Origin of the sequence: Paenibacillus sp. CH40 (genome assembly GCF_024213605.1) — a bacterium.
Classification (GTDB): domain Bacteria; phylum Bacillota; class Bacilli; order Paenibacillales; family Paenibacillaceae; genus Paenibacillus; species Paenibacillus polymyxa_B.
The window spans coordinates 260,439-284,095 of sequence record NZ_JANAVQ010000005.1; the positions used below are offsets into that span (position 1 = coordinate 260,439).

A 23,657-nucleotide genomic window follows, 5' to 3' on the forward strand; every position below is an offset into this window, starting at 1 on the left:
CTGCCGCTTAGAAGCTCTATTGCTTCAGCATTCAGCGTAGCTTATCGAATAGCAACCTTGTAAGTGCGCAACCAGTTATCCACTTGAGCCAAGTAGGCGAACAACTGGGGACCCGACATCAGCTGACCAAACCAAGGCAGATTGGTGGATGCCTCCGGTGAGGCGGCAATATCACGTACCTTTTGCGCATCGATCAGCTTGAGCAGTGGGGAAGAGGAATCATCCAGCAGTTGCAGCGCCTGCTTTTTCACAGCGGCAAGATAGGAAGGATTATGCGTTTTGGGATATGGGCTTTTTTTGCGATACAGCACATCATCCGGCAATACACCCTCCAGCGCCTTGCGCAAAATACCTTTTTCACGTCCGCCTGTCATCTTGACACTCCACGGAATGTTCCATACATATTGTACCAATCGATGATCGCAATACGGCACCCGCACTTCCAGTCCGGCTCCCATACTCATCCGATCCTTGCGATCCAGTAGAGTAGGCATAAAGCGGGTGATGTTCAAATAGGACATGACGCGCATTTGCGCAGCTTTTCCTGTTTCCCCCGGTAGCTTCGGCACTTCTCCTACCGCTTCTGAGTAGCGATCGTTCAAATACTCCAGCGGCTTGATCCAGTCCCGTACCTCAGGAGACAACAGACTGGCTCTCATATCGGGTGCAACTGCCCACGGGAATGTACCCGAATTCAGCATATCCTCCCGGTGGAACCAAGGATATCCGCCAAAAACTTCATCCGCAGCCTCGCCGGAAATAGCGACCGTAGCTCCTTTTTTAATCTCCCGGCAAAAGAGATACAGCGACGAATCCACGTCCGCCATTCCGGGTAAATCCCGCGTTAGTGTGGAGTTGTTCAGAGCTGCTACGACTTCTGGCGTATCGAATTCAATCCAGTGATGATTTGTCCCTAATTCATCCACCATCCGCTGAATCCAGGGGGCATCGGCTCCGGGTTGAAACGCATGGGCTTTAAAATGCTTGTCGTTATCCACATAATCGACCGAATACGTATGAACTTGTCCCTGCCCGGTACGTTTGTAATAATCGACAGCTAATGCGGATAGAGCGCTTGAATCCAGCCCGCCAGACAATAAGGTGCACACTGGAACATCCGAAATGAGCTGCCGCTCCACCGTATCCAGCAACAGTTCTCGTACCTTAAGTGCCGTTTCTTCGGTGTTATCCTCATGCGCAATGCTTTCCAGTGTCCAGTAGGCATGGATGCGCACGCCGTCGCGGCTGTAGGTTAACGTATGCCCGGGGCGTAGCTCCTTCATAGACGAATAGACGCCGTGTCCGGGGGTACGTGCAGGCCCTATGATAAAAATTTCGGCCAATCCCTCGGCGTCCACTGCTGCCTCTACCGCTGGATGCTGGAGCAGTGCTTTGGGTTCTGAGCCAAATACGAATACTTCTTCGGTTTGGCTATAAAATAGCGGCTTTACTCCCAGCCGATCCCGTGCCAGAAATACCTGCTCCCGCTCGCTATCCCAGACCGCAAACGCAAAAATGCCGTTTAACCGATCCACACATTCAGGGCCCCATTCGATATAGGATTCGAGCAGCACCTCCGTGTCGCATTGTGTACGGAAAAAATGCCCGCGCTGTTGCAGCTCTTTTTTCAGCTCAGGCGCGTTATATATTTCCCCGTTATATACAATCGTATAAGTGATATCCTCCAGCTGCCGGATCATGGGCTGAGCGCCATTTTCCGGGTCTATAACGCTCAATCTTCGGTGTCCGAAGGCACACGGGTTGGATATCCAGGTACCCGCAGCATCCGGTCCGCGATCGGAGAGCGTTTGTGTCATATTCAGCAGCAGCTCAGATTGATGCATTAAGTCTCCGTTCCACTGTATGAAACCTGTAATTCCGCACATGTCTGTTCATCCTCTCTTTGTCGTGTTCATCCAGTGTTGGAATGAATCAAAAACTAAATCCCCAGTTCATCAGTATATATGCCGAAAAGAAGCATAAAATGTCTGTCCGTTCCGAAAACTACAGATGGGGCAACCCGTCTACTCGCAAGGAAGGAGGGAGACCATGTACTACATCAAGGATGCCAAAATACGCCGCTTCACTGAACTTGACGGAGTGCGCTGCGCTGAGGTAGAGGTGCGGCCCGGTGCCGCAGATGACCCGGAACTGCTGGTCTATATCACGGCCAAGGATCAGACGGATGGTCAGCATGACTATGACATGATACGAATCATCCGCAATGACGCCGATCTGGAGCTGGATTGGTACGACAATAATCTGCATTCGGCATTTGAGGAAGTGACAGACAAGGCTTTTACCGACTCTACACACATTACTGCTGGTGAGGAGCGAGAGAAGTTTAAAAAAGAATTGCTCTCCTATGGGCAGCTCAGCACTGAGTTCGCCAAGGAGTTCGGGACATGAGGATATGGTGTGCTATGCCTCGGCTTTTGTTGATTTGGGCCCCGGCGCCATCGCCGGATCAGCGTGAAAGGAGGGGGAAATCATAGACGGCAAAGCGAATTATAAGAAAAACAAAGGCAGCAGTTATATTCATAACAATGAGTTCGCGGAAGAAGTGCTGGAGAAAAACGTAAGACATGAAGTACGGAGAAGTCCTAAACGCTTTGGGAATAAATAAGCAGCCATTGAACCCAATAGCAACAGCAACTCATCAAAAATGACCCTAAAGAAGCCTCCGTATCCCGCCAAATTAGCGGTATGTAGGAGGCTTCTTTTTGAACTAAGCCGCTTCACGCAGCGTCATAATCCCTTTGTAGATGTTATAAACAAAAACCCCGAGATAGACCACTACGAATAGCAGTACAAAACCGATCACTGAACCTGCATGATTCGCCGTAATAATAAAATACACGAGCGGAATTGCCGCAATAATGGGGAAAATATGCGATAAAATAGCTTTTTTTGCATGTCCCTGAACATATTCGTCCCGTACTGCAATCCACACAATGACAGGCACTAGAAAAGGTGCGAAGAAAATGCTGAAATAACAAAGTGACGACAAAAGACCTCTCACAGATTAACCCCTCCTTTATGCATGGTTCTTTGTACATAATACCCCGTTAGCGTCCAAATGATTCCTTTTGCAGCCAGCTTCCCTATATCATAAAAAAAATGCTTTTGACAGTTGCCCGAAATGTGATATAATAATCAATGCGCTGAATACATAAGGTTTTATTGATCACCATCTTGTCCCAGTAGCTCAGCTGGATAGAGCAACGGCCTTCTAAGCCGTCGGTCGGGGGTTCGAATCCCTCCTGGGACGTCGAAGCGTTCAGATATGTAAAGTTTGAACGAAATTAAAAATGCTTCAAATCCTTGATATATAAGGGTTTGGGGCGTTTTTTATTTTATTGGGGTTACGATAGAAAACGTTAGAAAAAGGTGTGATCAATACACCTGTTTACTCAAATTATACATACGATTTTTACACGCTATATAAACGTTCAAAAATGTCTGTTGTTTTGAATCCTGTTCACGTAGCTCTTTCATAAGGTGGGCATATGTAGAGGTAGTGATATCTAATGAGGCGTGACCAAGCCGCTCCGAAACATACAGTAAACTAATACCTTTATATAGTAGCACTCCTGTTGAATAACCACAAAATGGTAGAAAAAAGATCGTCTTTTCTGTAGAATCGTTGGTACCATCCAAACGAATCCGAAAGAAGACGATCTCATGAAAAATTCTATCACGATTACATCTATCCTTCAATCCATGCTGACTCCTGAAGAAGTTCAAAGGGTTGTGAAGTTAATAGGTTATGAAGACAAAGCCCGCAAGTTTACGGTGTACCATTTACTCCAATACTGGTGCATGGCTGCGTTGGAACAATGGGGTAGCTATCGATCCAGCGTAGATTATGCGGCTCTCTGTGGCTTGCCCGTCGTCCACTACTCACGCTTTTCAACCAAAGCCGCCGAAGTCCCGTTTTCCGTATTTAAGGAACTTTTCCATCTACTTGTTTGCAAATGTAACCGGGAAGCACGTCGGAAACTGACTTTCCCAAAAGAATTATTACTCATCGATTCAACCACGATGACGGTGGGAAAAACGCGTTTGCCTTGGGCTCTTTATCACGGGGAGCGTGCAGGTATTAAACTTCAAGTCGCTTTACGAGCAGAAAATGGGCAACCCTTCAGGTGGTCGAAACGCTGGGCTCCAAGCATGATGGCCCCATGAGTGAAGCGTTGGCTCAACCGGACTACATTTTGGTGATGGACCGTGCTTATGGGAAACTGGAGCGTCTGGATCACTTCAAAACCCATGGACAATCGTTTGTCATTCGGCTTCGCGACAACGTCCATTTGGAAAAGCCTCATGCGCTACGTCGCCTTACGAAGCCAGATTCATCCGTCATTCGGGATATCACTTGCCAGTTGGGAACCCCTCAGTGTCGTTCCAGACAACGTCATCGTGTGGTGATGTTTCGGGATTTTGAAGGTCGGGAAATTCGGGTGGTTACCGATTTAATGCAGGTGACCGCAGAACAAATCGCACAGATCTATAAGGCTCGATGGCAGATTGAAGTCTTCTTTCGTTGGATCAAGCAACATTTGAATATTCCAACGCTGTTTGGTACGACTGAAAATGTGGTCTATGGGCAATTATTCTGTGCTCTAATCGTCTATGTCCTGCTCAATTGGCTATTTGTTGCTGCTCAGACTTCATGGCCCCAACATGCCGTTCTTTCCTTTGCGCGATTTTCTCGTCTATTTCTTCTTCAAAACTACCTGTTGAATGGCTGATTCAGATTCGGCGCGTTCTTCTTCAGTGCACCTCTTGTTTCATGAATTGAGTTACTTATTTTGGTTATTCAACAGGCGTGGCAGAATCTAAAAGTATCTATAATCATAAAAGATTTATTCCGCTTTTAGATAAGGATGAGAAGACCATTTCAGCTAACTGCGGCTTTAGTTTAATAACAATCTTCCATAAAAGAGCGCGATTCTATAATAAGGATCAGTTCGTTTTCATTAAAGGGCCATATTATATCTTTTAATTTAAGTGAAACTGCCTAAAAAGTATGTTAATATCAGATTTAACAGACAGACAAATTAGTATTTATAGAGGCGAAATTATGAAAAAATATAGAATATATCAAGTAGACTCATTTACAAAAAATAGATTTCATGGTAACCCTGCTGGGGTTGTTCCAAATGCAAATGGACTTACAGATGAGCAGATGCAGAGAATTGCAAGAGAATTAAATAATTCGGAAACTGCATTTATTTTTGAAACAGATTCTTCAAATTATGATGTTGAAGTAAGATTTTTTACTCCAACAACAGAGGTTCCAATTTGTGGTCATGCAACAGTAGCAGCGCATTATATTTATGCAATTGAGAGAAAAGCTGAAACTGGAAGAATTATTCAAAAAACAAAAGCAGGTATATTGCCTGTTGATGTTATAAAGCATGAAGATGACTATTCTATTGTAATGACACAGGGAGAACCTTCTGTATCAGAGCCTTTAAATGATGAAATAAGAAGTCAGATTGCAAATGCGTTAGGTATTTCTTGTAAAGATATTTGCATGGAATATCCAGTTGCAATATCTTCAACAGGTCATTCTAAGGTAATGGTTCCGATTTACTCCAATGAAATACTACATAGTTTAAAACCTGATTTGCAGAAGCTTACAGAAATCAGCAAGCATATTGGATGTAATGGATATTATGTTTTTACATTAAATCCACAAGAGGATATATTGGTTCACGGAAGAATGTTTGCTCCTGCAATTGGAATAGCTGAAGACCCGGTGACAGGAAATGCAAACGGACCGCTTGGAGCCTATTTGGTACACTATAACATTTTGCAAAATGAGAATGAGCAGTCTTTTGATTTTGATATTTTACAAGGTGAGGCAATCAAAAGAGAGGGAACAATGCATGTTCATGTGAAAAAGGAACAGGGAAAACCCGTATTAGTTCAAATTACGGGGAAAGCGGTTATTGCTTTTTCAACGGAGATCATACTTTAAAAAAGTCTAACAAATTTATCAATAAGCTTAATGACGGATTGTCAAGCCAAGTACAAACCCAATAACACCAACGTCCCAGCAAGTACTCCTGGGACGTATAGCAAAAAGCTTCCTACATGTAGGAAGCTTTTTTGTGTTCCAGCAGGATGATTGCTGCTAGCTTTATACCGTCGCTTTCTCCTTATGAGCAAAGAATTGAGGCAGATGCTCTTTGTGTGCTTCTAGCAATTCATCCAGTACGGTTTGAGCAATGTCCCCGCTTGGTACGAGCGGATTCAGGGTGAAGGCTTGCAGTGCGGTTGCATAGTCACCGGTGACCGCCGCTTCAATCGTCAGCTCTTCCATTGCCTTCATTACTTGCAGCAAGCCCCGCTGTGCAGGTGGGAATTTGCCAAAGTTGACAGGTTCGGCACCATGGGCGCGAATGACACTGGTCACTTCGATGGCGCTGTCATAAGGAACATCATCAATCGCACCATTGTTACGTGTACTAACCACCATCAATGTGCCTTTGTTGTTATAAATGGAATTAATGATCTCACAGGCTGCATCGCTGTAATGCGCACCACCGCGTTTGGATAATTCCTCTGGTTTGTAATCCAGATTCGGATCTTTATACAGTTCGAACAGACTTTCTTCCAGACGTTTGACCACTTGGCCCCGAGTTCCTTCGTTTTTGGCTTCCTCTAATTCTTCCTTGAGCATGTTATCCGTCATATAGTAATACCGATGGTAAGGACAAGGCAGCATTTTCAATTGACGAACTTGATCATACAGGAAGCGCATGTTCTTAATATTTTCAACGACCTTCTCTGGCTTTGCACCCGGAGCGTACAGTCCTTCAATGACTTGCTCTGTTAATTCGGCCCCTGTTTTGTCATAAACTTTGTGCCAATGAAGGTGGTTAATCCCTGCAAATTTAAAGAACAGCTCTTCTTCCGGTTTGTCCAGCACAGCCGATGCACTCTTGATCGCGCCGATTGGAACATTACATAATCCGATGACTTTATCCCACTGACCATAACGAAGCACGGCTTCGGTGACCATACCCGCAGGGTTGGTAAAATTAATCAACCATGCATTCGGACATAGCTCTTTCATATCTTCGACGATACTGAGGATAACGGGTATGGTGCGAAACGCTTTGAACATTCCTCCGGCCCCATTGGTCTCCTGACCGATCATGCCATGTTTTAACGGAATACTTTCATCCTTAATCCGGGCTTCCAGCAAGCCTACCCGAAATTGGGTCGTTACAAAATCGGCGTCCTTCAACGCTTCCCGACGATCCAGCGTCAAATGTACCTCACAATCAATGCCTGCGGCCTTCACCATCCGTTTGGCCATAGCACCTACGATCTCCAATTTTTCACGTCCTGCCTCAATATCTACCAGCCACAATTCCCGAATGGGAAGCTCTGCATAACGTTTGATGAAGCCTTCTACTAGTTCTGGTGTATAGCTGGAGCCTCCGCCAATGGTTGCAATCTTTATGCCTTTTTTCATAGTTAGTGCCTCCTAAGTATGTTTTGTAAACCGCTTTCTTAAGCACAAATTCACTGTAATCCCTGTAATGCATTACAGGTCAAGCGCTTTTAAAAAACTTATTTTGGGAAGGTGACAATTATAGGGCGGACACGACGAACATGCTAAACACGAACATGCTAAAATAGAAAGAACGAGGTGAGAAAAATGGCGAATATTCATGAAATTGCAAAGCTGGCGGGGGTATCCTCGGCTACGGTGTCCCGTGTCATTAACAACCATCCGTACGTGAGTGAACCCACAAGGCAGCGTGTGCAGGAGGTCATAGATCGTCTGGATTATGTTCCCAATTTAAATGCGGTATCTTTAAAAAAGGGCATGACCAAGCTCATAGGGATTATTTCACTTTCTTTTAATGATTCATTGGGTTTATTTGTGCGTGGATTTACAATGTATGCCCAGGAGCATGGCTTTAATATAGCGCTGTTTATTACGAATGGGGAGAAAGGCCGAGAACTTGAAGCGCTGGAAATGTTGCGGAGAAAGCAACTGGACGCTTTGGTCTGCATGATTCGCGTCAATGAGTGGAGTGTGATTGAGCATTATACAAAATATGGTCCGATTGTGACCTGGCAGCGTGTAAACATTGAGGCAATCCCGTCTGTATTTATGGATCAGTATCAGGGCTATACGCTGGCATTGGAACATTTGTACGCCCGAGGATATCGGAAAATTGTGAATGTGTACGGCAGCATGCGGGGGTTGAATACAAAAGAACGCATTCGAGCTTATCATGACTTTTGCGAAAAATATGATTTGGACGCTGAGGCCTTCCCGCATTTTTATGATTTAAATTCAATAGCAGCTGGTGAACAAATAGCTCATTGGTGGGCAGAACGAGCACAAACAGACAGGCCGGACGCCTTTGCCTGTTCTACCGATTATTTGGCAGCAGGTCTTTTGACTGAAGCGCGTAGGCTAGGTGTTTCTGTACCGAGTGATTTTGCAGTAGTAGGCTTTGATAACACCGAAATCTCGCATTTGCTTGATTTAACTACGATTCATTACCCGATAGACAAGCAAGCTGAGAATGCGTTCATTATGATTCGAAATGCCCTCGAAGGGCTGGATGAAACGATACATCATCTGGAATTCAAATTAGTAGAGCGAGCGACCACCTGATTCCAAAAGGGACCTCATGTTAGTGGTTATTAATTTCCATATTAAAGTTTATATAGTAGGAATAATGGAAGAAAAATGTTGACACATGTTAAAACATGGTGAATAATTTGAGGTGAAAGTATAAAATTTGGATTTTTTGTATGAAGGGTGGTTATGACTTGGGACATACACCTACGATTTTGACGAAGTTAGAGGATTATTTAGGGGAAAACAATTTGACGCTGGCACAATTTGCCGAACATTCAGGTGTTCATCAAAGAACACTTAATAATTGGATTGCCAAGCATCGTCCTGTTGCTATACATCAGCTTGATCGAATCACTTGGGCTATGGGACTACCAGAAGGTTTTTTTTACGAACTATACATAGATAACTACATCATTGAGCGTTCCCCGGATTGGAGGCGAATTGAGCCGTTGTTGTTTCGCTGTGCGGAACTGGACAAGTTGGATGCTATCCAGCTTGTAGTGGGACATATTATGGACAACCTTCTATATTCCCCAAAGTTATTTGATGCAGCAGAAAAATTATTCGCAGAAGGTCAGCACAATGCTGCATTGTTGCTCTACGAAGGGATTGCGGAAGGCGAGAAGTACCAGCATTCTGAACGTTTGGCTATCTGTCAGTATCGTATGTTTACCATTCAGGTGGGTAACAATCAGATTCGAAATCTCAAGGCGGCTACACGATTTGAACCCTTTGTCGAACGTCTGAATGAAATAGATCAACTCGATGCGTTAAAAGATTTGGCGAATGTGTATCGTTCTCTGCGTGAATGGGACAAGCTCGATGCAACTGCTCGGAAAATGAGAGCCAAAGCGGAGATCCAATATTCTTTGAAACATCAACAGAAAAAGCGAGAGTGGGAGGAGTCTGAAAAGAGGCTGAGTCGCCCGATGTTTGTGTACATTACCTATGCTGATTTACTGTGTGCGAGTGTCTGTGAAGCCCAAGGCGATTATCAGCAAGCATTACAATTTACAAATGCCTACGCAGATTTAGATTGGGTGATCGAGACAGACCAGAAAACTCAACACTGGGTCAACTTGTTCAAGCATTGGGCAGAAGGTAATACTTATGTAAATAAACTCCTATCTGGAGATACGAATGTGCTTCCTCATTATGTTGAATATATTGCATCCACATCAATCACTTCCGAGAATGAAAAGCTATCCAAGTTGCTGAACGTTATGATAGCTGCTAACCGATATGCAATAGATATCAATGATGTCCTTTCACGTTTTGAAGTGGAGATTAATTCTTTTGCTCTGCTATCACAATCTACTGATATGTACACCCAACAAGTGATGCCGGATTATTTTGCATGGTTTGGTTACGAACTGGCTTATTACTATTTAAGACGGGGAATGTTCAATGATGGCTTTAAACACTTAATATATGCATTGGTAAAAGCTCACATACTAAATAATGAGACTTATTTTATAAACTGTACGGGACTTTTTGCACATTTCCAAGCACATGCGCTTCCCGAAACAAGGGAAGAGTATTTCAAACTATTAGAAAAGGTGTGGTTAGACAATGTTGAAAAAAATGATTCTGCTGGTCATCGCAGCTAGCTTCTTGTTTATTTTATCAATGCCTGTTCAGTCGCATAACCAAAATCAAAGAATAACGCCTCAAGTACAAATTGGAGGTGCTTAAAACGGTTAGGTTGTATGTTCTAATATTCATTGAATCTTTTTATGAAAAAGAGCCTCGGTCCCGCTTTATTAGGGGGGACGGAGGCTTTTTTACGTGGATTTTGGGGCTTTGCTGTTTATGCAAACTTTTGTGATGTTCTTTTTTTGTTAGGCGCATCATTCGAAAATCCAAAAAACGTCTTTTTGTTATAAAATATGACATATAGGAGGGATCATGCTGATGAATCAAAGTGTGACTTTACTTTGTGTCGAAAGGGCTAGGAAGAAACTGTACCAGGTCCAGAAAAAGTATGGATTTTTAACGCATCCCAAAGTAATAGAACAATCTAAAAAGCTGGATGATCTGTTGAATCAATATCAAACATGTAGATCGGATCATTGAGAAATGAGACCATATTTTTCTTTAAATCCTTGACCGCACCTCTAACCTGCTCTGTCTGTGTCACGGCTGAAATCACCGCTACACCATCTGCACCTGCACGTGCGACTTCCTCAACACGGTCCACTGTAATACCTCCGATCCCAACAATCGGCACATCAATTCCCGCTTTACGCATCTCATATAAAATTGCCGGTCCCTGTACGGCATGGGCATCATCTTTCGAGATGGTGGGATAGATTGGCCCGACGCCGAGATAATCAGCACCTTGCAGGATGGCTCGACGTGCTTCCTCAATGGTATGGGCGGAGACGCCTAAAATTCGATTTCCGATTCGCTCGCGGACGGAATCGGCGGATTCATCGTCCTGACCGATGTGAACACCGTCGGCGTCGAGTTCAAGAGCCAACTCCACATCGTCATTGATGATGAAGGGGACACCAGCGTGACGGCACAGTTCCTGTAGCTGGCGCGCGAGTTCGAACATAGGAACGCCCGTTAACGCGCCGAGACCCTTTTCTCGGAACTGGACCATGGTTGCCCCGCCAGCCAGAGCCTCTTGCACGACCCAGACTGGTTCCGCGAGGCAATTCACGCTTCCAAGCACCAGGTATATCTGTAGATGGCGGCGCACCACCTCTGACAATATTCTGCCGCTCATAGAAGCATCTCCTGACGACGTCGGTAGGCCCAATGATTGGTTGGGCCGTGTCCCTGTCCCAGAGACAACGTATCCTCAATCGCCGCCTGGATGAAGGCTTTACCATTCGAGATAGCCTCCGGTACAGACATCCCTTTCCCTAATTCCGCGGTAATCGCTGCCGAGAAAGTGCACCCTGTTCCGTGTGTATGGACAGTCCGTACTCGCTTGCCGCTCAGCTCTATAAAGGCGGTTCCGTCAAAAAGCAGGTCAACAATCTGTCCGCTGCTCTCGCTCTCGTCAGCGTGGCCACCCTTGATCACAACGAATTTTGGTCCCATACTGCTAATATGTCTCGCAGCCTCGCGGCGATCCTCCATCGTATCGATACTGATCCCTGTCAGGGCTTCCGCCTCCGGGATATTCGGTGTAACGACCAGGGCCAAGGGGAGCAGGTCGTCCTTCAAAGCCTGCACCGCTTCCAGCTGCAGCAGTTCAGCGCCTCCCTTGGCAATCATCACGGGATCGACGACGACCTTTTTCCAGCCGAACTTTCGGATCTGCTCGCTCACAAGACGGATGATGCCGGCATTAAACAGCATGCCAGTCTTCAGGGCATCCACTCCAAGGTCTAATCCTACGGCTTCGATCTGTTCCGCTGTTGCTTCCTCTGGTAGCGGATATACGCCGTGGACTCCTAAGGTATTCTGTACGGTAATAGCCGTAATAGCCGACATGCCGTATACGCCAAGTTCTTGAAAGGTTTTGAGATCGGCTTGAATTCCGGCCCCGCCGCCACTGTCCGAACCAGCAATCGTCAGCGCTCTGGGTACACGAACGTCTGTCATCGCGCACCACCTGCTGCTGTTGTTCCGGCTTCATGGATCGAGACATGCCCCTCTAGTGAACCTGTATGCAGTTTGGCCAGCTCGTCGTGAAAGGCAATCTGGAAGCTGCCGGGCCCCAGCTCTGCGGTACGTGCTGCGGCTCGAGAAGCTGCTGCACCGTAAAATGCCAAACCTGCTGTACCTGCGAGCAGCAGGTTGGGTTCAACAGCTGCAAAGGCACCCAACACAGAGGTCAGCAGGCAGCCTGCTCCGGTTACCTTCGTGAGCAGCGCGTCTCCGCCGCTAATCATTCGTGCTTCGGCCCCATCAGTGATGACGTCCTCTTTTCCAGTAATGACAACCATCGTATTGAGCGTTCGAGCAACCCGAATTGCCAGATCGACATGGCCGCTGTCAGCACTGTCACCGGCATCTACGCCTTTAATCTCACGCGCTTCTCCAACAAGATGTGCGACTTCGGCTGCATTGCCCCGCACCAATGAGATTTTGACTTCACTCAGGATTCGCAGTGCCGATTCAGTTCTAAAGCTTGTTGCTCCCGCACCGACCGGATCTAGCAGCACCGGAACACCGTGTGCATTCGCCGATTGTCCAGCAATGATCATGGCATCCACCAGTTCGCGGTTCAGTGTACCGATGTTTAACACGACGGCGCCTGCTATTTTTGCCATATCTGCTACTTCCTCAGGTGCATAGGCCATCACCGGGGAGGCGCCCAATGCATACAGACCGTTGGCCGTAAAGTTGGTGACTACCACATTGGTCATATTGTGAACGAGGGGTTTGCTGTTTTGTACCTTCGTCAGGAGATCCGAATAACTTTTTTCCCATGTACTCATAATGATTATCCTCTCTATAGTTGGTGGTTCAACAGGGCATTAACCGTACTTCACGCATCGAATCGCCAGGCTGACTATTCCAAGACCGCTGCCTGCATCTGGACCGGCCATTCTTCCTGCTTATAAGCCATATCCCAGAACTTATATTCCAGCTGGCAGCTCAGTATAAAATGCTCAATCATCCGCTCCTGCTCAGCAGTCGTTGCGTCTTCCGCCCAAGCATCTACACGTTCTCGGAACTTGAGTGTTGTATCATCAAGCTGGTCTCCATAGAAGCCAATCCATTCATTGAACGGATGAGACTCATCCGGCTTTACTTCATCCAGCAGCCTGCGACCAATCTCGGCATACGTCCACATACATGGCAGCAGCACAGCCAAGATCTCGCCCAGGCTACCCTCATGCGCAACCGTCAGCATGTGACGGATATAGTGATGAGCCGACGGAGCGAGCGGATATCCCTGCAACTCTTCATAGGTCACCCCTGCGACAGCACAGAAATTTTGATGCGGATGAACCTCGCTGTGGAGAATAAAAGAGATTTGTTCATTAAATACAGCCATGTCCTCCCGATTCGTGCATTTGGAGATTGCGATGCCGTATATCCGCATGTAGGCGTTCAAATATTCAAAGTCCTGTTTTACATAATGAATCAGCTGTCCCCTTGTCAAACTTCCTTCAGCAATACCTCTCACAAAGGGGTGCTCAAAAATCGCTTGAAAAATGCCGTCCGCCTGCCGACGGAGTTCTTCTGTAAAACTCAATTTCCCCACCTCCATCAAATTGAAGAGCAAGAAGTCCTGTAAGAATATAATTCCGGAACAACGCTAAAAAGCCGCCCCGGAGAAATGGAGCGGCTTCAACAATAGGCCCAATACGCAAAAAACGCTTGAAAGCTTATATACGAAGGCTCCACTTTCCTACGCTAGTACGAACTAGATCAGGTTCAAAGGGTCCAAGATACGTTCTTGTCTCAGCCATAGCGGCTCCCCTAGTGGACTTCTATTCTTTTGACTATTACTGTACATACGTTCATACGCTATGTCAAACATAGTGTGCAAAATATGAAATTTCCTCTAGTTAGGTGTTTTGAGCTTAGTGAGGGTGATGAATTACACTTTCCACAGCTTTGACCTTGGCATATTCCGGTTTCCACATTGCATCTCGTATAGCCTGTTCCACATCTGAAATGTGCGCCTGAGCTACCTGATCCTGTATCGCGGCTTTTGCAACCGCAATCGCAACAGCGTACGAAACTTCGCGTAATTTTCGGATATGAGGGAGTAGTGCACCGCCAGGCGTATTCGAATCTACACCATTGGCAACAGCAACTGCTGCCGCTGTAAACATCGCAGGGGTAATCCTTTTGGCTTTAACCACAATCGCACCCAGACCCAGTCCCGGAAAAACAAAGGCATTGTTCGCCTGTCCAATCTCAAATTTCGTACCGTTATAGGTGACGGGCTCAAAAGGACTTCCGGTTGCAATCAGTGCTTTGCCATTGGTCCACCGGATCAAATCCTCGGGTACTGCTTCTGCAAGGTTTGTAGGATTGGACATGGGCATAATGACCGGGCGTTCTACATGTTTCGCCATCTCCTTGATGATCTCTTCAGAAAAGGCACCTGCTACACCGGAAGTTCCAATCAATATCGTAGGCTTCACCTGACGGATGACCTCTAGCAGTGGTATTTTGCCGTCACCCGACCGGGTCCATGAGCTGACTTCATCCTTTTTGCGCACATACGGTTTCTGATACTCCAATACGTCTTCCATATCTTCCATTAACAGCCCGCGATAATCAAAGGCCCAAAAGGACTTGAAGGAATCTTCTGCGGAAAGGCCGTCCTCGATCATAGCACCCCGAATTTGATCAGCATTACCGATTCCTGCTGCCCCTGGGCCGAAAACAAGTATTTTTTGTTCACGCAGCGGAGTCTTGGTGACACCCACCGCCGAAAGAATCGCAGCCAAGGTCACCGCTCCTGTACCTTGTATATCATCGTTGAAGGTGAGTATGCTTTGACCGTATTTTCCTATAATATGGCGTGCATTTACGCTACCCACGTCTTCCCAATGTAAAAGCGCCTTTGGGAATTGCGCTAACGTTTTGCTGATAAAAGTATCAATAAACTGGTTATAGGCTTCTCCGCGAACCCGTTTATGGCGGTTTCCGATGTACAGTGGATCATTCAGCAGCTTTTCATTATTTGTACCTACATCTAGTACAATTGGCAGCACCCGCCCGGGATGAATGCCTGCCGCAGCCGTATACACTGCAAGCTTGCCGATAGCAATGTTAATCCCCCCGACGCCCCAGTCACCAATTCCCAAAATACTTTCGGAATCTGTCACGACGATCAGATCCACATCATGGCCGCTCAAACCAGAATTATGGAATGCTTGTCCAATACCGTTCGGGTTATCTATCGACAAATATATGCCTCCAGGGCGGTTGTACTCGTGACTATATTCTTGAATCGCGGTTCCTACGGTCGGCGTGTAGACTACGGGCAGCATTTCACTCAAATGATCGGTTAGCAGCCGATAGTAGAGTACGACATTTCGGTTGTGAAGGTCGTTGAGAGAAGCATTTTTTCGCAGCATGGTGGGTTGTGCCAGAAACTGCTGATATGCCCGTACGCTCTGTTTCTCCAATGAAAGGACGGTTGGAGGAAGGATTCCTTCCAAACCCAGCTCCTTGCGTTCTTCTTCTGTAAAAGCGACACCTTTGTTCAAAAGGGGATTTGCCAACACATCCTTTCCCCGTAATGGAGTAGATAATGACCCATCGCGATTGACATAAAATGCTTCCATAGAAAGACCTTCCTTCTGTTCATTTTCATAACTATTCATAACGAAAGATGACATGTTGTCCATAGTATGGACGTGCAAATATGTTTTATTCTTGCATTTATCTATGACAAAATAACCATATTTGTTTCTTTCTAATGATATAAAAGAACTAACTTTCAATATAGATTCGCTAACCATTCCTCATGACTTTGGTTCTAATGAATCAGGTCTAAATGCTCTGTTTTTATCAAATATGAAAATTAGTTTTTCTTCTCTTATCTCCATATATATCATGGGGTGTCAGCTATTTTGTTAAGAAAATATGAAGTATTTGGACATTAATTTAATCCATTTAAGAAAACATTCTTAATTCCTTTTCAACAAAATAGAACTATTCGGAGGAAAAGGAGAGGTTTGCGTGCAGGGACCTATAGCCATTTTTAGCGATAACGACAGGGCTATTGATTATCCCAATGTGATTTACTTTTACCAATATATACAGTGCGAGGACACGGAGGCAGCTTCAGTCTACGAGGGCGCATGTTGTTGCCTGATTGATTATAGGGAGCCGGGGCAAGCAGTACGGAGAGCCAATCAGATCCGTAGCCAATTTCCGCAAATGCCATTGTTACTGGTGACGGATGTAACATTTCCGTTCAGTGATCAGCATATGGTACAAATCACCGGAGTAGGCCGTTTGCGCCTGCTATTTTGGCAAGCCAATAACACCGAAGAAATGCTTTCGGAAATACAAAGCTTGCTCTATCCCGAGTATTCGACCAAAAGCCAACATATTGCATTTATCTTGTCTGTATATAACGAAGAGCAACGTTTTGTTCATGTCAAAACCTTTGCTGAACGATTGCAAGCCTTTATCCGCAGCCATATTATTGAAGGTTCGATTTATCTCATTGATGATGGCAGCTACGATGGTACGAATGCCTTGATTAAAGCGCTGGAGGCAGCCACGGACTTGTCCGTAAACCGGATTAATCAGAATCTTAGCCCGCTGCTTCAAACAAGGGAATTGGGACGCAATACACGTAAGGCAGGGACGTATCTGGAAGGGATGCGGACCATTGGTGCGGATTACTACGTATTTGTGGACGCAGATGACTCCTTTTTTATTGAGGATATTGCCAGAATGATTAATGTTGTTCAGCAGGGCTATTATGATGTCGTGATCGGAACCAAGGATATGACCGCTGAGAATCGATCTTTATTGCGATCTGTCGTCAGCTTTGGTAAGCGAGTCATTTCCCGTCCTTTTTTACCCACAGGTGTGGTGGATTCCCAGACTGGGCTTAAAGTGATGAGTTCGGTTGCAGTGAAGCGAATGTTTCCGCATTTAAAGGAACAGCTCGGACTGGCGTTGGATTTGGAAATGATGTTTATTGCCAAGCGACTCCAGCTTCGTGTACTGCAATTACCCGTCAAATGTATTGACCGGGATGGCTCGCACATCCATGTCTGGAAGGATTCTATTCGTTTTTTGCGCTCCATCATTGATATTTGGCGACTGGATCGGCGGGTGAGATAACAACGTGAACAACCGATTGCGATCGTTGATGTTTCCTCTCTTTAATGTGCTGCTTAACGGATTTAATTTTTTCTTCCACATTGCAGCGAGCTGGTATCTTACCGGACAAGCTTATGGCCAGGCGAATGCGCTGCTGGCGCTTTTTGCGCTTTTATCCGTTTTGGGTTTATCCATCCAGCTATTAACTGCCAAACTGGTCTCTAAGGGAGACCAAAAGCTTGCGCTACGAAGCTTACCGCTCGGTTCTCTATTACTCAAAGCACCTCTGGTGCTAACCGTGCTTGCCATGATCATTTTACTCATCTTTCATCCGTTACTGCGTTCGCTATTAGGCGTCGAATCCGGCCCGCTGTTCATGCTGTATGGCTTGATCGGACTGCATATTCTTGTGAGTTCGTGCCGCGGAGATTTACAGGGCAGGGAACGCATGTTGGCGCTCAATGTGAACTATTACATTGAGGTATTAGGGAAGCTGAGCCTGTTTTTTGTCCTGGCTGCACTGGGGTTAAAGCTGGAAGCCCTACTGTTAGCGAGCTGTGGGGGAATGTTACTGTCGCTGCTCCACGGCTGGATCGTTTCGGCTCGTGGCTTGTCCTTATTCACATACGGTAGAGAACATATCCCTTCTGGGCTATGGAAATCATTGAGTCAGGATTTCACCGATAGCCTTATGACAAATTTATTCATTTTGTTTTGTATCTCCATCGACATGTTGTATGTACAGCATTACTTTCCCGAGCAGGCCAGCAGCTATGCCATTGCACTGAAGTACAGCCAGTTGGTCTATTACGTTTCGTATAGCCTCATTGCTGCCTTTATTCCAAAGATCGGTGCACAGGGGCATGACCGCCAAGCTTTGGGCAAGTTGATTGCCGTCTATGCCGCATTAATGGCTGTAGCTGCGATCTGTGTATATGTGGGCACGACCTTTGTGTTTCCATCCTCTATTTCTATATTATTCGGAGCCTCTTACCAATCGGCTGAGGCCTATATTCCATGGGGAGGATGGGTGTACTGGCTATTTTCCATCGTGCTGTTTTTTGTACATGTGCACGTATTGGTGGGCAGACGCAAATTTATGTTCAGTTTGATGGCAGGAGCCGCGGCTTTATTAGTAGCCTTTCATATTGCCCACACAGATCCGGTAGATTTTTTGCTATCTGAGTTCATTGTTTACGGGGCTATGGCTCTCTACTTTGTGATAGACGCCTATGTACATTTGTTCAAAATAAAGATAAAGGGGGATTTACCCCATGAATACCATACATGAACAGGACGGTAAAACCGTAGTTCTATTGCTTTCCTGGCGTGACATTCGTTCACCTAAAAGCGGGGGAGCAGAAATTTTCACCCACGAAATGCTTAAACGCTCACAGCAAGGCCGCTTCCAATTCATTCATTTTTCACCTCAATTTGAGGGGATGCCTGAGCATGAAGTTATTGACGGTATTACGTATATTCGAAAAGGGAACATATACAGTGTTATTTATTATGCGATGCGCTATTACCGTCGTCATCGAAGGAAGATCGACTATGTGATTAACCAGGCGAATACGCATCAATTCTTTACCCGATTTTGGGTGGAGGCATCCAAGCGGATTTTTTTCATACATCAGCTAACAAGGGAAATATGGTTTGAGAACGCCAAATTCCCGCTAAATGTTATTGGGTTTCATATGGAGCCCTTGATGCTTAAGCTGGCCCGTAAGGATCGAACGCTTACGGTATCTCCGTCTACTCGATACGATCTACTTAAGCTGGGCTTTCACCCGGATCGTGTCCATCTTTTACCGGAAGGCATTGAGTTTGATCATTGGCCGCGCGAACAATTTTTAACGAAGGAGCCTAATCCGACCTTCATGTATGCTGGGCGCTTCGTCAAATATAAAGGCATTGATCTGGTTGTTGAGGCCTTTGGGCAGCTCAAGGAAAAGTTCCCTCAGGCTATGTTATGGATTGCCGGAAAAACCGATAAAACCTATGTGGCAGAACAATTGTTGCCGATTATGAAACGATATGGATTAACATACGAAGAACCGGATGAACAGGGGCAATCGCAAGCCGATATTACCTTTTACGGATTTGTTTCAGCAGAGCATAAGCTGGAGTTGATGAGTCGTGCCCACGCGCTGGTGTTTCCTTCCTTGCGTGAAGGCTGGGGGTTGACGATTACCGAAGCGGCAGCCGTTGGAACGCCCAGCATTGTCAGCAATTCACCGGGGCTGGTGGATGCAACGGATTTCGGAAAAAGCGGGTATCTATGCTTTCACGGCGACATCCGGGGATTATCTGAACAAATGGAAAGAGCAGCGAAGGGCGGCGAAGATTACATGGCCATCCGTGAGCGGGCGTATCAATATGCGTTAAGATTCCATTTTGATCATACGGCTGCTGCGTTTGAGCAGTTGATGGAAGATTGGGTAGAGGAGGCGGAACAGAGTGGACAAAGTGGTCATTCTCTTCTCCACGTACAACAATGAGCGGACGATAGAGCCTTGTTTGCGAAGCTGTATGGGGCAAAATTACAAGGATCTGCATATTGTAATTGCTGATGATGGCTCCAATGATCGGACCGTCGAGACGATTCGTATGCTGTCGGCAGGGAGTTCAGTACCCGTAACGATACTGGAGCTTCCCCATGGGGAGCGGGGAGTCGCTAGGGTCAGGGCGGTTGAGGAAGCAAAACACTTGGGGGCCGAATACATATTTGTATTGGATTCCGATATGATTTTAGCCGAGCATCTGATTCAGCAGAGCATCGACTTTTTTGACGATCATCAGGATATTGGCGCCTTGGTCATTCCGGAGGAGGCGTATTCGGAAGCGGACAATTTTTTTTCCAAAGTGAAAGTTTTTGAGCGAAATGTGATTAATAACGCGGGTGAGACCTTGGGAAAACGCTCCATTGAAGCGGCACGCTTCTGGCGAATGAGCGCTTATGAATCGACGGGCGGGTTTAATGCGGAGCAGATTGCTTTTGAAGAAATACAGCCAACCTTGCGTTATATAGAGTCTGGCGGAGTTATTCGCCGGGCGGTATTTACACGGGTATATCATGATGAAAAACAGGTGTATCTGCACGATGTATTACGTAAAAAAGCCTACTACTTTTCGGTGATGGATCGTACGATGTCATCTGAAAAGGGCGGATTGCGAAAGGCGCTGGAACGTTGGTACTTCTTCCGTCCGGTGCTGTACACATGGGGGAATTTGAAAAACTATATCCGTCACCCCTTGCTGACGATGGGGATGTTGTGGATGTATGTATGCCTGACTGTGATTGGGGTAGCCGCCGTGTTAAAGGGCGGCACCCGTCACTCAGGCGATCTCGCTAAGGCGGATAAGGCGTAACGATGAATGGCCAAGGGTCAGCGTATCCAGCGTGTACAGGTCGGGATCGGAAGATTCCGACTCCTCATACGGTATATATAATGAATGCGTGGTTAACTGAATACCTTCCCCGTCAGGATGACGTAGTGAGCAGCCGACAGGATACAGCTCAGCGAGTGCAATGTGTACAGCGGTTACGATATCTTGTTCATTCAGTAGCACATAGGGTCGGTACGGAGCGTTCAAAATGCTGTCTATAAATGCTGACAGGTCGGAAGCTACGTTCTGTTCTGCATGCAGGCTATTTCGGTTGAGTTTGGCCTGATCAAGCGCCTCATACAGTATTTTTTTTAGCGTATCATCATCCAACTCCAGCGGTTTCGTCAAAAAACGGAACACACCGACTTGATTAATCGCCGATAAAATGGACTGCGTATGCAGGTGACCAGACAAAATGATTCGTACGATATGTGGATAATCCTTCTTAATCATGCGAAGGAAGGTAATCCCATCCAGACCAGGCATGAGCAGATCGGAAACGACTACATCAATCGGGTGCTGTTCCAGCACTTGTAAGGCTTCTTTGGGCGTGTGAGCGGTATGTAAGTTAAATGCTTCTTGCGTCAAGGTCCGTTCGAGCAGGGACAGAACCATAGGGCTGTCGTCAACAAATAGAATGTTTTGGGGTGTCATAAGAACTGCGCAACTCCAATCAGGAAGTAAGAAATGAGGAACTACATGTATAATATCAGCGTTTTGGCATTTTTGAAAGATGTCAATACAGAACGGGCGTTGCGTCTTTTTTGTGAACGATTTGATTCGGCTGAACATGCCCTCTGGGAAAAAGGTATGCGTCTCCTTCATCAGTATCATGCTGCACGGCATACAGGGGTGACCCTGGCTGTCTCCAGCGCACTTCAGCATATGGACGATCGTCATGATATTTACGTTGTTGATCTGCGAGAATACGGCGAGGAAGAGCTGGATCGCTTATATATCGCAAAAACATGCGAGTTGATCCTACTGACGGACGGGGCAACGGAAACCGCTGCGAGGTTTGCTGCCCTCCAGCGTCGCACTCCCCGGTTGCTGTGCGCACGGCTACCGCTGGTCAGCTACGAGCTGGAATGCCTGATGCAGGCTATTTTGAACCGTCTTGAACAAAATGGAGGGGACAGGGAAGCATGAAACAATGGGCTTTGTTGAAACCAGGTTGGCAAAAGCTGATCCTGTACCTGATCGTTCTGGGTGTGACAGTGTTTTTGGCCGCTGTGCTTCAATGGTTTGTCGTGCGACAATTCAGTGTTCACTTGGCGGAGATTCAGAACGAACAGCTCCAGTATGAGGTACAGGAACTTTCTAGCAGCATAACCGAGCGTTATGCCGCATGGCAGGCTGAACTGAAGGAGCTGTCGTCCAGTCTGGGCAGAGATATGCTGAATCAGGGAACACGCCAGTATCCTGAGGGTTTTAAGCGTGAAAGCGGGGCCTTTTATGTGCTGGATGAGCAGTATCATGTGATGGTCGGACGAGACAATCGTGAGATGAAAAGTGTAGTCCAGCAGATTAAATGGCTGCAAAATGGTTGTGCAGTAAGCTCTTTTGTGACAGAGGATCATCAGCCTGCCCAGTATATAGTATGCAGGATTCAAGGGGCGCAGATGGGCGGTTTTATGGTGCGTACGGTTGACGCTGATATGCTCAGCGGGATTATTAAAAGTAAACCGATTAACCAGCATGAGACTTTATTTTATAACGGTCAATTTAAGGTCGTAGCTTCCCGAAGTACTTCGGATATTAACCGAACGGACATCACGGGCGTAACCCGTAGGTTGCTGGAAGGCAATACAGGTATCATCGAAGATGGCGGAGAGAAACACGGAATAGGATTCAGCCGCATTGGGGAAGAGGCCCTTTACATATCGGTTAAGGATGTCAGTGAGGATACAGCTCAGCGAATCAACTCCTTTCGCAAACAGTTATGGATGGTCATGGTTTTGATATTGTTCATTCTGTGGGCCATGCTCGTACAGTTTCGCAAACGGATTGTAAAGGATGCCATCGTGAACAATCAGGTGCGTGACCAACGGCGAGATGAAGATATGCGACAGCAGCAGGACACCTATTATTTGCCGTTAATGCAGACGATTGAGCAGCAACTACAAGAGCTGCAAGAGCAGACTAGCCGTCTCACAGGCGGTGATGATTTGAAGCTACTGGGATTTTATCATGATCTAGCAAACCGCTTTGAAGCGGCTTCGAGTCAGGGAAAAGGAGCCTCTCATGAGGAACTGGAGTATTTTCGCGAGTTGAATGAAAATTTCATCCAGGGTCGTCTCAGACAGGAATCCTCACTGGGAGAGTTACTGACGGGAGTTCGTAGCTTGCGCGATGAGTTGGAAGAGAAGATGCATGATAATAGTGGAATTAGCTTTACAGATATGAATGAAGTATTGTCTGAGTCGCTGAAATGGGCGAACCGTTCATTGAACATGAAGAACATTCAAGTGATCTTGCGGCAAGAGCCTGTTCCATCAATTGCAGCACAAGCACCCATGCTGTACAAAACGATTCAGGGGCTGCTGGAAAATGCAGTGCAGGCCATGGGCCAAGGTGGGGAGCAGCCTGAGAATCAGGAAAAGGGCCGAACAGGTCTGCGGTCCAAGCGGCAATCTCAAGTGCTTAAGGTTAGTTCACGGCTGGAAGAAGGAGAAATTATTATTAACATTGAAGACACGGGCGGCGGGATTGATGATAAAATGCGTTGGAGCTATTTCCAGCCAGACTATTCCCAAAACTCGCAGGAGCATGCGTTCAGCCTGTATCATATGGATGCGTACCTGAAGACCATAGGCGGTCGTTTAAAGCTGCGTAATACCGATCAGGGCTTGCAGGCAATCGTTCGTTTGAGAAGATAGGCCCAAGATAACCGACAGATATACGAGAAGTTCAAGAGAGGGGGACAAGC

22 protein-coding genes, 1 tRNA gene and 1 riboswitch are annotated in these 23,657 nt (G+C 46.3%); of the genes, 14 read left to right on the top strand and 9 right to left on the bottom strand.

All coding sequences use genetic code 11. The features are described 5' to 3' along the window. Positions 1 to 41: 41 nt before the first annotated feature. Complete coding sequence (gene asnB / locus NLX73_RS17165; protein WP_254326790.1) at positions 42 to 1,886, bottom strand: asparagine synthase (glutamine-hydrolyzing); 1,845 nt, start codon at positions 1,884 to 1,886, stop codon at positions 42 to 44. A 163-nt stretch (positions 1,887 to 2,049) separates the two neighbouring features. Here asnB and NLX73_RS17170 point away from each other — a divergent pair, with 163 nt between their 5' ends. Continuing rightward, positions 2,050 to 2,409, top strand: a complete 360-nt coding sequence (locus NLX73_RS17170; protein WP_254326791.1) for a hypothetical protein — start codon at positions 2,050 to 2,052, stop codon at positions 2,407 to 2,409. A gap of 319 nt (positions 2,410 to 2,728) precedes the next feature. Here the strand turns inward: NLX73_RS17170 and NLX73_RS17175 are convergent, their stop codons facing one another. Continuing rightward, a complete protein-coding gene (locus NLX73_RS17175; protein WP_016324668.1) occupies positions 2,729 to 3,022 on the bottom strand; it encodes a magnetosome magnetite crystal formation protein family in 294 nt (97 codons plus the stop codon). A gap of 175 nt (positions 3,023 to 3,197) precedes the next feature. Between NLX73_RS17175 and NLX73_RS17180 the strand changes: the two genes are divergently transcribed. From NLX73_RS17180 to NLX73_RS17195, 4 genes are all read left to right on the top strand, one after another. Beyond that, positions 3,198 to 3,271 (top strand) — tRNA-Arg (locus NLX73_RS17180). Positions 3,272 to 3,684: 413 nt separating this feature from the next. Next, positions 3,685 to 4,188 (top strand): hypothetical protein, encoded by a 504-nt coding sequence (locus tag NLX73_RS17185; protein WP_254326792.1) that lies wholly within the window; start codon positions 3,685 to 3,687, stop codon positions 4,186 to 4,188. Next, complete coding sequence (locus tag NLX73_RS17190) at positions 4,185 to 4,754, top strand: IS4 family transposase (RefSeq protein ID WP_254326793.1); 570 nt, start codon at positions 4,185 to 4,187, stop codon at positions 4,752 to 4,754. Before NLX73_RS17185 ends, NLX73_RS17190 begins: the two co-directional genes overlap by 4 nt. Before the next feature lie 332 nt (positions 4,755 to 5,086). Beyond that, positions 5,087 to 5,989 carry a PhzF family isomerase gene (locus NLX73_RS17195; RefSeq protein ID WP_254326794.1) on the top strand — a complete coding sequence of 301 codons (903 nt, stop codon included), beginning with the start codon at positions 5,087 to 5,089 and terminating at the stop codon, positions 5,987 to 5,989. A gap of 162 nt (positions 5,990 to 6,151) precedes the next feature. Here the strand turns inward: NLX73_RS17195 and NLX73_RS17200 are convergent, their stop codons facing one another. Next, the gene (locus NLX73_RS17200; RefSeq protein WP_013311670.1) at positions 6,152 to 7,495 is read right to left on the bottom strand and encodes a 6-phospho-beta-glucosidase; all 1,344 of its coding nucleotides are present in this window, start codon (positions 7,493 to 7,495) and stop codon (positions 6,152 to 6,154) included. 186 nt (positions 7,496 to 7,681) lie between these two features. Between NLX73_RS17200 and NLX73_RS17205 the strand changes: the two genes are divergently transcribed. From NLX73_RS17205 to NLX73_RS17215, 3 genes are all read left to right on the top strand, one after another. Next, the gene (locus NLX73_RS17205) at positions 7,682 to 8,656 is read left to right on the top strand and encodes a LacI family DNA-binding transcriptional regulator (RefSeq protein ID WP_061828852.1); all 975 of its coding nucleotides are present in this window, start codon (positions 7,682 to 7,684) and stop codon (positions 8,654 to 8,656) included. A 158-nt stretch (positions 8,657 to 8,814) separates the two neighbouring features. Further along, entirely contained in the window at positions 8,815 to 10,233 is a 1,419-nt protein-coding gene (locus tag NLX73_RS17210; RefSeq protein ID WP_254326795.1) for a helix-turn-helix domain-containing protein, read from the top strand. A gap of 298 nt (positions 10,234 to 10,531) precedes the next feature. Further along, a complete protein-coding gene (locus NLX73_RS17215; protein WP_080682975.1) occupies positions 10,532 to 10,699 on the top strand; it encodes an aspartyl-phosphate phosphatase Spo0E family protein in 168 nt (55 codons plus the stop codon). Here the strand turns inward: NLX73_RS17215 and thiE are convergent. The 5 genes from thiE to NLX73_RS17240 form a co-directional block, all read right to left on the bottom strand. Beyond that, a complete protein-coding gene (gene thiE, locus NLX73_RS17220) occupies positions 10,644 to 11,357 on the bottom strand; it encodes a thiamine phosphate synthase (protein ID WP_069290238.1) in 714 nt (237 codons plus the stop codon). The two genes, NLX73_RS17215 and thiE, sit on opposite strands and share 56 nt — an antisense overlap. Continuing rightward, a complete protein-coding gene (gene thiD / locus NLX73_RS17225) occupies positions 11,354 to 12,184 on the bottom strand; it encodes a bifunctional hydroxymethylpyrimidine kinase/phosphomethylpyrimidine kinase (RefSeq protein WP_069290237.1) in 831 nt (276 codons plus the stop codon). Before thiD ends, thiE begins: the two co-directional genes overlap by 4 nt. Next, a complete protein-coding gene (gene thiM, locus NLX73_RS17230) occupies positions 12,181 to 13,023 on the bottom strand; it encodes a hydroxyethylthiazole kinase (protein ID WP_172828269.1) in 843 nt (280 codons plus the stop codon). The genes thiD and thiM overlap by 4 nt, the downstream gene beginning before the upstream one ends. 74 nt (positions 13,024 to 13,097) lie before the next feature. After that, positions 13,098 to 13,787, bottom strand: a complete 690-nt coding sequence (gene tenA / locus NLX73_RS17235; RefSeq protein ID WP_069290235.1) for a thiaminase II — start codon at positions 13,785 to 13,787, stop codon at positions 13,098 to 13,100. A gap of 136 nt (positions 13,788 to 13,923) precedes the next feature. Continuing rightward, a riboswitch (TPP riboswitch) is annotated at positions 13,924 to 14,026 on the bottom strand. Positions 14,027 to 14,118: 92 nt separating this feature from the next. After that, positions 14,119 to 15,840 (bottom strand): NAD-dependent malic enzyme, encoded by a 1,722-nt coding sequence (locus tag NLX73_RS17240; protein WP_254326796.1) that lies wholly within the window; start codon positions 15,838 to 15,840, stop codon positions 14,119 to 14,121. 397 nt (positions 15,841 to 16,237) lie between these two features. Between NLX73_RS17240 and NLX73_RS17245 the strand changes: the two genes are divergently transcribed. The 4 genes from NLX73_RS17245 to NLX73_RS17260 are packed head-to-tail and all read left to right on the top strand — an operon-like array spanning position 16,238 to position 20,710. Then, positions 16,238 to 17,359 carry a glycosyltransferase gene (locus NLX73_RS17245; protein ID WP_254326797.1) on the top strand — a complete coding sequence of 374 codons (1,122 nt, stop codon included), beginning with the start codon at positions 16,238 to 16,240 and terminating at the stop codon, positions 17,357 to 17,359. A 4-nt stretch (positions 17,360 to 17,363) separates the two neighbouring features. Then, positions 17,364 to 18,629, top strand: a complete 1,266-nt coding sequence (locus NLX73_RS17250) for a polysaccharide biosynthesis protein (RefSeq protein ID WP_254326798.1) — start codon at positions 17,364 to 17,366, stop codon at positions 18,627 to 18,629. Then, a complete protein-coding gene (locus NLX73_RS17255) occupies positions 18,613 to 19,839 on the top strand; it encodes a glycosyltransferase family 4 protein (protein WP_254326799.1) in 1,227 nt (408 codons plus the stop codon). The genes NLX73_RS17250 and NLX73_RS17255 overlap by 17 nt, the downstream gene beginning before the upstream one ends. After that, complete coding sequence (locus tag NLX73_RS17260) at positions 19,799 to 20,710, top strand: glycosyltransferase family 2 protein (RefSeq protein WP_254326800.1); 912 nt, start codon at positions 19,799 to 19,801, stop codon at positions 20,708 to 20,710. Before NLX73_RS17255 ends, NLX73_RS17260 begins: the two co-directional genes overlap by 41 nt. Here the strand turns inward: NLX73_RS17260 and NLX73_RS17265 are convergent. Continuing rightward, entirely contained in the window at positions 20,678 to 21,382 is a 705-nt protein-coding gene (locus tag NLX73_RS17265; RefSeq protein ID WP_061828841.1) for a response regulator, read from the bottom strand. The two genes, NLX73_RS17260 and NLX73_RS17265, sit on opposite strands and share 33 nt — an antisense overlap. Positions 21,383 to 21,427: 45 nt before the next feature. Here NLX73_RS17265 and NLX73_RS17270 point away from each other — a divergent pair, with 45 nt between their 5' ends. Together NLX73_RS17270 and NLX73_RS17275 are read left to right on the top strand one after the other, a co-directional pair. Next, positions 21,428 to 21,877 (top strand): hypothetical protein, encoded by a 450-nt coding sequence (locus NLX73_RS17270; protein WP_254326801.1) that lies wholly within the window; start codon positions 21,428 to 21,430, stop codon positions 21,875 to 21,877. Then, positions 21,874 to 23,607 carry an ATP-binding protein gene (locus NLX73_RS17275; protein ID WP_254326802.1) on the top strand — a complete coding sequence of 578 codons (1,734 nt, stop codon included), beginning with the start codon at positions 21,874 to 21,876 and terminating at the stop codon, positions 23,605 to 23,607. Before NLX73_RS17270 ends, NLX73_RS17275 begins: the two co-directional genes overlap by 4 nt. Positions 23,608 to 23,657 lie beyond the last annotated feature (50 nt).